General features: G+C 66.0%; 13 protein-coding genes. 3 read left to right on the top strand and 10 right to left on the bottom strand.

Annotated elements, in window-relative coordinates; translation table 11 throughout:
* Nucleotides 1–11 precede the first annotated feature (11 nt).
* Together GRI62_RS09360 and GRI62_RS09355 are read right to left on the bottom strand one after the other, a co-directional pair.
* Complete coding sequence (locus GRI62_RS09360; RefSeq protein WP_131453081.1) at nucleotides 12–881, bottom strand: alpha/beta hydrolase; 870 nt, start codon at nucleotides 879–881, stop codon at nucleotides 12–14.
* A complete protein-coding gene (locus tag GRI62_RS09355) occupies nucleotides 878–1858 on the bottom strand; it encodes an AraC family transcriptional regulator (RefSeq protein ID WP_131453079.1) in 981 nt (326 codons plus the stop codon). Before GRI62_RS09355 ends, GRI62_RS09360 begins: the two co-directional genes overlap by 4 nt.
* 113 nt (nucleotides 1859–1971) lie before the next feature.
* Here GRI62_RS09355 and GRI62_RS09350 point away from each other — a divergent pair, with 113 nt between their 5' ends.
* Nucleotides 1972–2406, top strand: coding sequence for a hypothetical protein (locus GRI62_RS09350; RefSeq protein ID WP_131453078.1), 435 nt, complete (start codon nucleotides 1972–1974; stop codon nucleotides 2404–2406).
* Between the two features lie 75 nt (nucleotides 2407–2481).
* Here the strand turns inward: GRI62_RS09350 and GRI62_RS09345 are convergent, their stop codons facing one another.
* The 3 genes from GRI62_RS09345 to GRI62_RS09335 are packed head-to-tail and all read right to left on the bottom strand — an operon-like array spanning nucleotide 2482 to nucleotide 4197.
* Nucleotides 2482–3324, bottom strand: coding sequence for a class III extradiol dioxygenase subunit beta (locus GRI62_RS09345; RefSeq protein WP_131453076.1), 843 nt, complete (start codon nucleotides 3322–3324; stop codon nucleotides 2482–2484).
* Between the two features lies 1 nt (nucleotide 3325).
* Entirely contained in the window at nucleotides 3326–3730 is a 405-nt protein-coding gene (ligA, locus tag GRI62_RS09340) for a protocatechuate 4,5-dioxygenase subunit alpha (protein ID WP_131453074.1), read from the bottom strand.
* 56 nt (nucleotides 3731–3786) lie between these two features.
* Nucleotides 3787–4197, bottom strand: a complete 411-nt coding sequence (locus GRI62_RS09335; RefSeq protein ID WP_131453072.1) for a MarR family winged helix-turn-helix transcriptional regulator — start codon at nucleotides 4195–4197, stop codon at nucleotides 3787–3789.
* 98 nt (nucleotides 4198–4295) lie between these two features.
* Between GRI62_RS09335 and GRI62_RS09330 the strand changes: the two genes are divergently transcribed.
* Both GRI62_RS09330 and GRI62_RS09325 read left to right on the top strand, forming a co-directional pair.
* Nucleotides 4296–5165, top strand: coding sequence for a p-hydroxycinnamoyl CoA hydratase/lyase (locus GRI62_RS09330; protein WP_131453070.1), 870 nt, complete (start codon nucleotides 4296–4298; stop codon nucleotides 5163–5165).
* A gap of 2 nt (nucleotides 5166–5167) precedes the next feature.
* Nucleotides 5168–7312: an acetate--CoA ligase family protein gene (locus GRI62_RS09325; protein ID WP_131453068.1), complete on the top strand. Its 2145-nt coding sequence runs from the start codon at nucleotides 5168–5170 to the stop codon at nucleotides 7310–7312.
* Between the two features lie 304 nt (nucleotides 7313–7616).
* On the opposite strand, the gene GRI62_RS09320 is transcribed toward GRI62_RS09325, so the two are convergent.
* The 5 genes from GRI62_RS09320 to GRI62_RS09300 form a co-directional block, all read right to left on the bottom strand.
* Nucleotides 7617–8831 (bottom strand): OmpA family protein, encoded by a 1215-nt coding sequence (locus GRI62_RS09320; protein ID WP_131453067.1) that lies wholly within the window; start codon nucleotides 8829–8831, stop codon nucleotides 7617–7619.
* A gap of 151 nt (nucleotides 8832–8982) precedes the next feature.
* A complete protein-coding gene (locus tag GRI62_RS09315) occupies nucleotides 8983–10167 on the bottom strand; it encodes an acyl-CoA dehydrogenase (protein WP_188669313.1) in 1185 nt (394 codons plus the stop codon).
* A gap of 64 nt (nucleotides 10168–10231) precedes the next feature.
* Nucleotides 10232–10612: a response regulator gene (locus GRI62_RS09310; protein ID WP_131453065.1), complete on the bottom strand. Its 381-nt coding sequence runs from the start codon at nucleotides 10610–10612 to the stop codon at nucleotides 10232–10234.
* Nucleotides 10613–10712: 100 nt separating this feature from the next.
* Nucleotides 10713–11360, bottom strand: a complete 648-nt coding sequence (locus tag GRI62_RS09305) for a hypothetical protein (protein WP_131453063.1) — start codon at nucleotides 11358–11360, stop codon at nucleotides 10713–10715.
* 40 nt (nucleotides 11361–11400) lie between these two features.
* Entirely contained in the window at nucleotides 11401–13233 is a 1833-nt protein-coding gene (locus tag GRI62_RS09300) for a vWA domain-containing protein (RefSeq protein ID WP_234027410.1), read from the bottom strand.
* Nucleotides 13234–13298 lie beyond the last annotated feature (65 nt).

The following is a 13298-nucleotide window of genomic DNA, read 5'->3' as shown; positions in this document are numbered from 1 at the left end:
CATCGCCGCGGTCACCCTGGCCCCGCGACCGAGCGGATAAAGGCACTCGCATCGTCCAGCGTGGTGGCCCGTCCGCGCAAGGGGCGGGACAGCGAGAGGAGGATGTTGATATGGCCAACACCCTCGTACTCGCGGACTTCGGCAAGAACACCAGCCGCCCGCAACCGCTGCGCCAGCGCGTGCGAGTTGCGCGGGCGAACGGTCTGATCGTCAGCACCGGTCAGCAGCAGCGCGGGCGGATCCCCGGCGCCGGCCCAGGTGACGGGCTGCGTCTCGGCAGGATCTGGCCACTGGCCGAACGCCTCCTGCGCCGCGCCGGGATCGAAGGGCGCGAAATCGTATGGCCCGGCAAGCCCCACCAGACCGCGCACGGCGGCGCGATCGGCCCCCAGCCAGCGATCGTCCACCGCCAGCATCGCGGCGATGTAGCCGCCTGCCGAATGGCCCATCAGCACGATGCGATCGGGATCGCCGCCGTATTGCGCCACGTTGGCGCGGGCCCAGCGAATCGCCGCCGCGCCATCTTCCACGAAGGCGGGATAGCGCACGTCGGGCACCAGTCTATAATCGGGCACCACCGTGACGAACCCGCGCGAGGCGAGCGCCTGACCGACGAAATCGTAACCGCGCCGCGTGCCCGAATTCCAGCTGCCGCCGTAGAAGAACACCACGACCGGCGCACCGATGGTGGGAACAGCGCCTTCCGGCGCGTAGACATCGAGCATCTGCCTTTCGCCCGGGCCATAGGCCACGCCCTGCGCCACCTGATCAGCGCCCGGATCGCGCGGGGCGAGCGCGTTGAAGGTGGTGAGCGGAGAGCATGCTGCCGAAAGCGCCAGTGCAACGATCAACAGCAAACCCAGCGCGAGGCCGAACTTCATACCTGCTCCTCAAAAGTGTGGGTGTGGCCGCCGCGCCATTGGCTCGGCGTCATGCCGAACCGCTTACGGAACAGCCGGGTGAAATAGCCCGGATCGAGGAAGCCGGTGCGATAGGCGATGTCGGCCACCGACAGCGACCGCGCACGGGGGTCGATCAGCAGGTCGCTTGCCCGGTCCAGCCGCATGGCGTTGAGCTCCTGCACGAAGCTGGTGCCACTGCCAGCGAGGAGGGTTTGCAGGTAGCGTTTGGAAATGCCGCAATCGGCCGCCACGCGCTCTGGGCTGAGGTCGGGGTCCGTGTAATCGCCCTCGATCCGCCGCAGGATCCGGCGCGCCAGCTGGCCGCGATGGCGCGTGGTTTCCGCAGGTTCGTGAAAGCCCGTCGCCAATGCCAGCAGGCTGCCCAGCTGCTCCGCGATCAGCGGGCGCGGCAAGGGGGCGCGGTCCAGCCCGTCCGCGATGGTTTCCAGCAATGCGCCAAGCGGCGCGCCCCAGCCCGCGCTCACGTCGATGGGCTGCGACAGCAGCGCCAGCGGATCGGGGAGGTGCTTTTCCAGCCACGTCTGCGGCATCATCACGACGATGCATTCGTGCGGCGTGGCGACGTCGAACTGATAGTACCAGGTATTTTCCAGCATAGCGACCTGGCCGGGCCGCAGGTCGAAACGGCGTCCGCCCATGGCCGATTTGAGCGCGCCGGACCGGGGATAGATGAGGTGGATCGACGGGGTGGCCCGGCCCGCGCTGCCTTCCGCCGCGTTGCGCGTCACGCGCTGTGCGGGGGCGTGCAGGTGCAGCAGCCGCAACTGGCCCAGACCATGGGCGACCCAACGGGCCGCAAAGCCTGCCGGATCGAAGACTTCCACCTCGATCGGCGCAATCGTCGACTCCGCCCATTCGCGCCACTGGCTGATGGCCTCGGGACGAGCGAGGCCATCCGAGCTCCAGCTTTGGTCGTCTTTGGGCAGGGCAGCCATGGGATGAATTACCGCGCTATCGTCTCGACTGGCAAGCGGGGAATGATCTGTCCGCCGCGGATGGAGCCGAAGGGGGCGCTTCCATTACAAAGCTGCGACGCTATCGTGTGCCGATGATCGCATTCACCGGCTTCCTGCTCGTCGTCCTCATCGCCATGCTGGCGGCGCCCGCAACATCGTTTGCGCAGATGTGTCATCACGAACTGGTGGAGCGGCCTGTCTCTGCCCTGGCGAAGTTCCGCAGCCATCACCTGATCTACGCCTTAATCCTGATACCCGTGGTGCTTTCCGGCAGCGAATTCATCGCCATTCTAGGGCCGGAGTTCTTTGCCGCCTATGCGATGGAGCTGGCGATCTACTGCGATGCCGTGATTGTCACATTGGCGGTATCGGCGTGGAAGCAGGTCAAGACCGTGACGAGCCATGTCGCCATGGTCATGCGGTTGCCGCAGGCGCGGGCTCGGCGCAAGAGAAGCGCCGCGGCGTGTGCCGTTCGCACGCCCGCCAATGATGACGACGACCCGGAACGCTTGCCGCTCGCCGCCTGATCGTGCCCTGGCTGACAGCGCACCGCTGCGGCTGAGCCTGTCGCATCCGACCGTGTCGCCTCGCTCGGCAGGTTGTCAGCTCTTCGTCTCGTAGACCACGTGCCCAACCGCGGTGTTGCTTGCCGGCACACGGTAGAAGCGCTTCTTTTCCTCCACGCCGTATCCCAGCGCCGCGCGCATGATCAGCCACATGATGAGCTCGATACCCTCGGTGCCGGCCTCGCGCAGGTATTCCAGGCGGGTGATGGGGATCAGTTCTTCCGGCTCGTGCGCCAGCAGGTCGATGAAGCGGCGGTCGAATTCCTCGTTGATGAGGCCGGCGCGCGTGCCCTGCAACTGGTGGCTCATGCCGCCGGTGCCCCAGACCTGCACGTTCAGATCCTCCGGGAAGGTCTTTACCGCATTGCGGATCGCCTCGCCCAGCTTCCAGCAGCGCTCTCCGCTGGGGGTGGGGAACTGCGTCACGTTGACGATGATGGGGATGACCTTGCACGGCCATTCCTCGACCTGGCCGAACACCAGGCTGAGCGGCACGGTCAAGCCGTGGTCGACGTCCATCTCGTTGATGAGGGTGATGTCGAATTCGTCGATCACCAGCTGTTCGGCCACATGCGCGGCCAGATCCAGGTGGTTGTAGACGGTCGGCACCGGACGCCGTCCCCAGCCTTCGTCGGCGGGCAGGAATTCTTCCGCAAACCCCATCGCGAACGTCGGCACGATGTCCAGCATCAGCGCAGAGGCGTGGTCGTTGTAGATCAGGATGACCACGTCGGGGGTGTTCGACTTGACCCATTCCTTGACGAATTCGTAGCCCTGGAAGACCGGCGCCCAGTACAGGTCGCGCTGCTTGCCATGGTCGATCGCGGCGCCGATGGCGGGCACGTGGCTGGTGGCGATGCCGGCGGTTATGCGGGCCATGTCAGTTCCCCTCCCGCTTGGACCGCAGACCCTCGGGCGAGCGGCCGCCATCGAGCATCATCTGCGCGTATTCCTCCGCGCTCATGCCGGACATGGAACTGACCGCCTTTTGCGCGCTCCATCCGTCGGTGCTGGCGATCTTGACCAGGAAATACATGTTTCCGCCAAGCTCGATCAGCTTGCTGAGATCGCGCGCCGCCACGGCCGCCTTCTGTTCGTCGCTCATGCGATACCGGTCGATGTAACCGCGCTCGTCCGCCTTGAAGGCTTCGCGGTTTTCCGGCTTCATCAGGCTCATGCAGAACTTGTGCAGGTGATAGGCCTCGCGGCTGGCGCGGGCACGGAACACCTTGGTGCCGGGGATGTCGTCAAGCTCGTCGAGCGAATAGAGGCGAGTGCGGGGCATGGGAGGAGGGTAAGCCTTTCGTTCAGAGCCACAAGGCGTTCAGTGCCACATGACGTTCAGTGCCACAGGGCGTTCAGTGCAGGCAAAAGGTGCGGGCGATGTTCGGGCGGGACGCGTGCCATGAGATCGCTCTCGAACGTCTCCACGATGGTGCGCGCCTCGTTGCACACGGCGGCGCCGTGCTGCGTCAGGGCGAGCCCTTGCGACTTGCCGTCGATGGCGCGGCGTTCGATCAGGTCGGCCTGTTCCAGCCGCTTCAGCAACGGCACCATGTTGGCGCGCTGGATATCCAGCTTACGGCCAAGCGCGCTGGCCGTGATGCCCGGATGGGCGGCGAGCAGCAGCAGGACCGAGACCGAGGACTGGCGCAGGCCCTGCGCCGCCAGCCGCTTGTTCAGCGCATTGCCCGCAGCCGTCGCGGCGCGGCGCAAGGCATATCCTGGATAGCGGGCAAGAGGGTCGTCCATGGCGCTTCGTAGCAATTGTTGTTGATTATAACAATCCGCGAAAGTACATCAGTGGCCACGATAGCCCGGCAGACTCGGGCAGAACAGGAGAACCCCGAATGAGCCAGCCTGCCAAGGGCCCCTCGCAGCCCGATCCCCGCCCGCAGGAAGATACCGTGGCCTACGACATCGTTGATGGCGTGGCGTGGGTCTCCTTCAATCGCCCCGACAAGCGCAACTGCATGAGCCCCAAGCTCAACCGCCAGATGCTGAAAGTGCTGGAGGACCTGGAATTCCGCGACGATGTGCAGGTGCTCGTCCTCACCGGCGAAGGTGAAGCCTTCTCCGCTGGCATGGACCTGCTCGAGTATTTCCGCGCCGCCGAGCAGGAGGGCCTGCACAAGACCCGCCAGCATCAGCGGGAGGCCTATGGCTGGTGGGAACGCCTGCGCTGGTACGAAAAGCCCACCATCGCCATGATCAACGGCTGGTGCTTCGGCGGTGCCTACGGACCGCTGTTCGCCTGCGACCTGGCGTTCTGTTCGGACGACGCGCAGTTCGGCCTTTCCGAAATCAACTGGGCCATCCTGCCCGGTGGCGGCGCGTCGAAGGTGGCGGCCGAGCTGCTGAATTTCCGCGATGCCATGTATCACGCCATGATGGGCGAGAACCTGTCCGGCCCCGAGGCCGCGGCCAAGGGCATGGTCAACGAAAGCCTGCCAGCCGACCAGTTGCGCCCCCGCGTGCAGGCCGTCGCCGACGTGCTCAAGAGAAAGGACAGCCACGCCCTGCGCGCCACCAAGTGGGCCGTGCGCCGCGTGCGCGAGATGACCTACGACAACGCCGAGGACTACCTGATCCGCGCGCAGGAGGCGCTGAACGATTTCGGCGGCTGGGAAACCCGCAAGGAAGCGACCAAGCAGTTCCTCGACGACAAGACCTACAAGCCGGGCCTTGGCGCTTTCGACAAGAGCAAGCTGGGCAACTGACCATGACCACCGCGCGCCGTTTCACCAATGCCCAGATCGACCGGCTGCTGCGCCCCAAATCGGTTGCGGTGATCGGCGCGTCCGACCGCCACGGGGCGCTCGGCTGCACCTTGCTCAACAACCTCGTGCAGTACGAGTTCGAAGGGGCGATCTACCCGGTCAATCCCAAGCGCGACGTGTTGCAGGGGTTGGCAGTGGTGAAGGACGTGGCCGACCTGCCCGACGGTGTCGATTGCGCGGTCCTGGCGATCCCGCGCGCCTTCGTGGTCGATACTGTGCGCCAGCTGGCGCAAAAGGGCTGCGGCGCGGCGGTGATCTATGCCGCCGGGTTTTCCGAGGCGGGCGAGGACGGCGCAAAGGACCAGGCTGAGCTGGCGCGCATCGCTGCCGACCACGGCATGATTATCGAAGGGCCCAATTGCCTCGGCTGCACGAATTTCGTCGAGCGAATCCCGCTGACCTTTGTCGAGACCAACATGATCACGCCGCCCGTCCGAGAAGACGGCACGACCGCGCGCGCCATCGGCATCGCCAGCCAGTCAGGTGCGCTGGCGGCCGTGCTGTCCACCACGCTTCACCCGCGCGGATGCTATGTGTCCACCTCCGTTTCCACCGGCAACGAGGCGGCATCGGGCGTGGAGGATTACGTCGAGTGGCTGGTGGACGATCCGGCGACCCACGTCATCGCCATGTATGTCGAAACCTTTCGCCGCCCTGCCGCCTTCGTCGCCGCCGCCCGGCGCGCGCGCGCGGCGGGCAAGCCCATCGTGCTCTTGCACCCGGGCAAGAGCGAAAAGGCCTTGGCGAGCGCGGCCACCCACACCGGCGCCATGGCCGGCGATTACAAGTTGATGCGCGCCAAGCTGGCTCGCGAGGGCGTGATCTTTGCCGACACGCTGGAAGAACTGGCCGACATCGCCACGATCGCTGTCACCTGCGAAAGCCTGCCCGGCGCGAACATGGTGATCCTGGGCGAGAGCGGCGCCCTGCGCGGGCTCGCCTTCGACCTGGCGCAGGACGTGGGGCTGGACCTGCTGCACCTCGACGATGACAATGCGCCGGCCCTGCGCGCAGTGCTGCCGGACTTCGTGCCGGTTTCCAACCCGACTGACATCACCGCGATCGGGCTTTCCGAACCGGCGATCTACACCAACCTGCTGCGCGCCCTGCTGGACGATGCGCGGGTGGGCAGCGTGGTCGCCAGCATCATCCAGTCCGACCCAGTCACCAGCGAGATCAAGTTTCCCGCCATCCGCGCCGCACTGGGCGGCGGCAAGGCGGGCAAGCCGCTGATCTTCGCCGGAGTGGACGAAGGCGCGACCGTGCCGCCCGGCTACATCGCCGATCTGCGCGCGGCGGGCATCCCGTGGTTCCCCAGCACCGAACGCGCCTATCGCGCCATCGCCCGCCTGGCCGATCTCGCCAAGCGCGACCTGGCGGATCGTTCGGGTGACCAGATCGTGCTTGCCGGAATGGAGGAGGCAGGCGGCGTCGTTCCCGAATACCGCGCAAAGGCGCTGCTGCGTGCCGCCGGCATTCCTTTCCCCGAGGGCCGCTTCGTGCCGATGGACCAGTCGGCGGTGCAGGACGCCGGACACGACCTGGGTTTTCCCGTCGTCCTCAAGGCACAGTCCGCGCGCCTCAGCCACAAGTCCGACGCGGGCGGCGTAGCCGTTGGCCTGGGAGATACCGGCGCGCTGTGCCAGGCCTATCGCGACATGGCCAAGGCGCTGCATCGATATGACCCCAGCATCGCCTATGACGGCATGCTGGTGGAAGCCATGGGTGCCCGCGGCACGGAGATGATCGTCGGCGGCAAGCACGATCCCGAGTGGGGTCCAGTCGTGCTGGCAGGGTTCGGCGGGGTGACCGCGGAAGTGCTCAAGGACGTGATGCTGTTCACCCCGGATCTGGGCGTGGAGCAGGTGAAACAGGGCTTGCTGTCGCTGCGGCAGGCCCCGCTCCTGACCGGCTGGCGCGGATCGCCCGCGCTCGACGTGGATGCGCTTGCGGAACTGATCGTGACGGTCGGGCGCGTGTTGACCGGCAATCCGCGCATCCGCGAAATCGACCTCAATCCGGTCATCGCCTATCCCGCGGGGCAGGGCGTGATGGCACTCGATGCGTTGATGCTCGTCGACGGCTGAGCGCCTTTTTTTGAACGGCACCAGATTGCCCTGGCAATCAGGCTTTCTACTCTTGGTAGGAACGTCGGTCAGGCGCCGCTAGGCGGTTCCGCCGCGTGTCTCTGTCGCGCAAGAAACGCACGAAGGGTTTCGCAAGAGCGGGTCTTCGGCAGCAACTGATCGATGGATCGCGCGGCTTTGATCCGTGCCACGAGATGCTTCGTCGCCGGCGACTTCCAGGTCAGGTCACCTCTCAACAGGGCAAAAAGAAGGGCCGGGAGATTGCTCTCCCGGCCCGATCTTTTTGCCTTGCGGCGGTTAGGGCTTAGTTGCCCGAACCGGGACCGTAGGTCACTTCCACGCGGCGGTTCTGCAGCTCGCGCACACCGTCTGCGGTGGCAACGCGCGGCTGCGATTCGCCGAACGCCTGGCTGTTGATCCGGGCGGCGGGAATGCCACGGCCGGTCATGTAGTCGCGCACGGCAGCGTTACGACGCTCGGACAGGCCGACGTTGTACTGCGTGCTGCCCGAACGGTCGGCGTGACCGGCAAGCATGACGCGGGCGGTGCCGCAGTCACGGTAGGAGGTCACGGCCGAGTTCAGCACGGTCGCGGCTTCCGGGGTGATGTCCGAACGGTCCCAATCGAAGAACACGATGTAGGGGCCCGTGTTGCACTGCTGCACCGGCGGCGGGGGAGGCGGCGGGGGCGGCGGCGGCGGGGGCGGCGGCGGGGGCGGCGGGGGCGGCGGGGGAGCCACTACCACATCGTCACCACCAAGCATGAAGCGCACGCCGAGGGCGGCGATATGCTGGGTCGAATCGACCTCGAACGAGCCCGGGAAGTTACGGTCCTGGATGTTCGCTTCGTCGAACAGGCCGCGATACTTGTATTCCGCGAACAGCTGCACGTTGTCCGACAGGTCACCCGAGACACCGGCGATGCCCTGATAGGCAAAGGTGGTGTCGGCATCGTTGGCGATCAGCGTGCCGTTGGGGATGTAGTCAACGTCGATGACATAGACGCCAGCACCAGCACCCAGATAGGGGGTCACGCCGCCGAGATCGAAATCATACAGCACGTTGAGGAAGCCGCCGTAGGTTTCCACGTCGCCCTGGCCGTTGGCGAGAGCGTTATCGACAGAAATGCCGGTGATCGGGCCGCGCGTCAGGATGGCCGCGTCCTGCTGGCCGATGGCGGTGCCACCGACGAAGGCATTCGTGTGGTAGTCGATGTCGTAGGTCACGTACGAACCGTCGAGCTCGATACGGAAGCCGTTGTCGAACGCATAGCCGATCTGGCCGTTGGCGTTCCAGCCGAGATCGACATTGGTGTCGAAGCCGTACTCGGTGCCGGCGGCGATCGCCGGGAAGTTACGGCTCGGACGGGTCGTGGCGACGACGGTGTCGTCCAGCGTGCCGCGATTTTCCATGTCCTCGGCAGTGGCGACGCCGCCGCTGATGGCGATATAGGGGTCAGCTTGCGCAACCCCCGGAATGGCGAGCGCCGCAACCGACGCCGTAAGCAGAAGTTTCTTCATCTTGGTTCCTTCAAAAATAGCGGGGGCTGCTTCCTTCCCGCACTGGTAACGCAATTCGCGCCCTAGTCCTTCGTTCCGCGACTGCGAAGAGCAGAACACTTCTAATCCGCGAGTGTTGCGGATTTGCCGCACCTCATGGGGGCGCAAACCCCTAGAAAGCCGAAATGCCCGTGATTGCCCGCCCGAGGATCAGCGCGTGGACATCGTGGGTGCCCTCGTAGGTGTTGACGGTTTCCAGGTTCGCCATGTGCCGCATGACCTGATATTCCTCGGAAATTCCGTTCCCGCCGTGCATGTCGCGGGCGATGCGGGCCATCGCCAGTGCCTTGCCGACGTTGTTGCGTTTCACCACGCTGATCATCTCCGGCGCGAACCGGCCTTCGTCCATCAGTCGACCGACGCGCAGGCTGCCCTGCAAGCCGAGCGCGATCTCGGTCGCCATGTCGGCGAGCTTCAACTGGTAAAGCTGCTTGGAGGCGAGCGGAACGCCGAACTGGTGCCGGTCGAGCCCGTATTGCCGCGCCGCGTGATAGCAGAACTCCGCTGCGCCCATGCTGCCCCACGAAATGCCGTAACGTGCGCGATTGAGGCAGCCGAAGGGGCCTTTCATGCCCTCCACGTTGGGCAGGATGGCATCGGCCGGCAGCTTCACCTCGTCCATCTGGATCATGCCGGTGGTGCTGGCGCGCAGCGACAGCTTGCCATGGATCTTCGGCGCTTCCAGCCCCTTCATGCCCTTTTCAAGGACGAAGCCGCGCACCTTGCCCCCGTGCGCCTCGCTCTTGGCCCAGACCACGAAGACATCGGCAAAAGGTGCATTGGAAATCCAGGTCTTGGCGCCGCTGATGGAATAGCCGTCGCCATCCTTTCTGGCGACGGTGCGCATGCCCGCCGGGTCCGATCCGGCATCCGGCTCGGTCAAACCAAAGCAGCCGATCAGCGCCCCACTGGCGAGACCGGGAAGATATTTGGCGTGCTGCTCGGGTGAGCCGTAGGCGTGGATGGGATACATCACCAGGCTGGACTGCACGCTCGCCATGGACCGGTAGCCGCTGTCGACCCGCTCGATCTCGCGCGCCACCAGGCCGTAGGCGACATAGCTGGCGCCCGATCCGCCGAACTCTTCGGGAATGGTGACGCCCAGGAGGCCCGCGGCGCCCATCATGGGGAACAGTTCGGGATCGTCCTTTTCCGCCGCATAGGCGGCGATGACGCGGGGCTGCAGTTCGCCCTGCGCGAACGCGTGTGCGGCGTCGCGCACCATGCGTTCTTCTTCGGTAAGCTGGTGTTCGAGATCGAAAGGGTCGGCCCAGTCGAACGTTGCCATGGCGGCCATGAATCCGGTCTCCTTTGCAACCGCCCTAGGCACTGCGGCAAGGCCGGGCAAGGAGGGATCGGCGCTAGTGCGCGTGTCCGCAGGCTGTCTCGATCATGGCGATCAGGCGATCGGGGGGACACGGTTTGGAGGCTGCCTGCGCCGAAGGATACCGCTGCGCAATCTCGCACGAGGTGATGTGGCCGGAATGAAAGATGATCGGCACGCCTGCCTCGGTCAGCGCGTCGGCCAAGGGGAAGACCTCGCCATCCGCCGTCATCACGTCGAGAATGGCGACGTCGGGCATTTCCTGGTCGATGGCGATGAACGCGTGGCCCTTGTTGGCGTAAGGCCCCTCGACGCGATAGCCGAGGTCGCGAACGGTTTCCGACAGGTCGAGTGCGATGATGAACTCATCCTCGACGACGAGAACGCGCGGCTGATGCGTCACTGGCTGGCTTGCCATAGATAATTCCCGTTCCGTCCGTCCACGAAAGTGTAACGAACATTACGCGATCGGCGCAATGCGGTTCCCGGGAGATCTGTCGACGCGGTCACTACGTCCGTCAGAGCTTGCCGAAGCGCGCCTCGTAACCGGCCAGGTCGTCCGCTGCGAGCAGGCGCGCCTGGTCCACCCATTCGTCCCGCCGGATGCGGCCCTGGAAGCGGCCCATCTGCGCGTCGATCCGGTCGATCGCGGCATCGTCCCACGCGGCGATCTGGGCGAGGCGGGTAACGCCCTGTTCGGCGAGCAGGGGCACGATCCTGGGGCCGACGCCCTTGATGCGCAACAGGTCGTCGCCCTCGTGAGAGACAGTCGGCGCCGCTGGTTCTGCCGGCTTCCTGGCCAGTTCCGCCGGCACCTGCCTGATCGCCTCGCGCGCCGAGCCGGGAGCGCCTGCCTCCGCATCGCCCTGTTCGGTGGCGGCGGCGGTGGAATCGAAATTGGCGGCGGCAGAAACGTGACCGGGGGCGACCGCCTCGATCTCGTCACGCTCTGTCGTCGGCGCTTCGCGGCGGGGCACGGCGCTGCTGGCGGCGCTCGGCGCGTCGATCAGGGCCTGGTTGCGGCGCGCGACCGTCTCGCTGTCGCCGCGTTCCTCTATCTCCACCTTCGTCTTGCGCGATGCGTTGACGAGCCACCACAGCACCAGCGTGGCCACCACCACCGCGATGATGATGAAAACGAGGTTGTCCTGGATGAATTGGGTCATGGGGCGGCAATTCCTTTTGAGGCTGGGCCGCCCCTAGCCTTCAGGGTCGGCGTCTGTCCATTGCCTGGGCCAGGCTGGCAAGCTGGAGGAACTCGGACCTCCAGTAACCGTCCTGCGCGCCCGCCAGTTCCACCGCGTCGGCATGAGTGAAACCGTTCAGCAGCGTATCCCCCCGCAGCAATTGGCCGTAGGCGGCGACCGCGATGGCAAAGGCCATGTCACCGCGCGGCGCCCTTGCCCGGTCCAGCATCCGCGTGGCGACCGGGCGCTGGATGAGGCGCGAACGATCCTCCCCCGGCAACTTGTAGCGCAGTTGCACGAAGGCCATCTCGTCGGTCCGCCCGGCAGCGGATGGAGCCGGCCGGTCGTAGCGCCGTTCGCGCATCCAGCCTTGTGTCCCCGCCGGGACGATTTCGTACAGCGCGGTGACCTGGTGCCCCGCGCCGATATCGCCCGCATCCACGGCGTCGTTGGCGAAGTCCTCCTCGCGCAGGGCACGGTTCTCGTACCCGATGAGGCGATACTGGCTGACGGTCGCGGGGTTGAATTCGACCTGGATCTTCACGTCGTGGGCGATGGTGAAAAGAGTGGAGGCCATCTCGTCGGACAGCACCTTCTTCGCCTCGAAGGCGGAGTCGATGTAGGAATAGTTGCCGTTCCCGTGGTCGGCGACCTGTTCCATCATGGCGTCGTTGAGGTTGCCGGTGCCGAAACCCAGCGTGGTGAGGGTGATGCCGCTGTCACGCTCCTGCTCGATCAGTTCGATCAGCGCGTCCTGATTTTGCACGCCGACATTGAAGTCACCGTCGGTCGCCAGGATGACGCGGTTGACGCCATCGTCGATGAAGCTGCCGCGCGCGACATCGTAGGCAAGCCGGATGCCCGCGCCGCCTGCGGTAGAGCCGCCCGCGTTGAGGCCGGCGATGGCCTGGCGGATCCTGCATTCGTCGTTGGTCGGTTCAAGCACCAGTCCGGCGGCACCAGCGTAGACGACGATGGACACGCGGTCCTGCGACCCAAGCTCGCTCGCCAGCATGGCCATGGCCGTCTGCACCAGCGGCAGCTTGTCCGGCGAAGCCATCGAGCCCGATACATCGAGCAGGAACACCAGGTTGGCCGGCGGCCGCTCAGCACGCGGCAGATCGTATCCGCGCAGGCCCACGCGCAGCAGGCGGGTGTCGGCGTTCCACGGCGTGACCGCCATGTCGGTGGTGATGCTGAAGGGCTGGCTGCGGTTCTCGGGCAGCGGATAATCGTAGCGGAAGTAGTTGATCAGTTCCTCCGTCCGCACGGCGGCGGCGGGCGGCAGGTTACCGTTCGACAGGAACCGCCGCACGTTGGCGTAGGCCCCGGTGTCGACATCGACCGAAAAGGTGGAAACGGGTTGCTGGTAGGCCCACAATGCGGGCGCGACCTCTTCGCCGTCATAGCGCTCGCGGCCCGGATCGACCGGGGCATGGACGGCAGGGATCCAGTGGTAGCGGCTTTCGGACACGGCGGGAGGGGCGCCGGTCGGAGCCACTTCGGACCCTGCAGTGTCGGCGGCGGCGTTGCCCAGCCGCGATCCGGTGACGGTGACCGGCGCGGCGGACGCGGATGCCCCCTGTGGGGGAGGCGGAGGCGGAGGGGGCGGAGGGGGCGGGGGCGGGGGAGCCATGCCGACCGGAGCGTTGCGGACCGGGCTGCGCGTGAAAATCCGCTCGTCCCTCTCGCGCGGCGAGGGCAGTTCGCAACCCTCGGGAAGCGGCGGCGCGACGGCAACGGGAAGGGCGGGGCGCGCGGCTTGTCGTGCCTGCACCGATGCCATTCCCGATGGACTGGCGAGCAGTGCAGCGATGGCGGCGACACCGGCGGGTTTGGTGAAAGTCCTCATACTGTCCCCCATGATATTATGCATCATTGGAGGGTCACGGCGGTGAACCGTTTGTGAATGGCGCC

It is taken from the genome of Aurantiacibacter arachoides (assembly GCF_009827335.1).
Classification (GTDB): domain Bacteria; phylum Pseudomonadota; class Alphaproteobacteria; order Sphingomonadales; family Sphingomonadaceae; genus Alteraurantiacibacter; species Alteraurantiacibacter arachoides.
The sequence above is the reverse complement of the archived record's forward strand: the minus strand, read 5'-3'. Positions and strand labels throughout refer to the sequence as shown.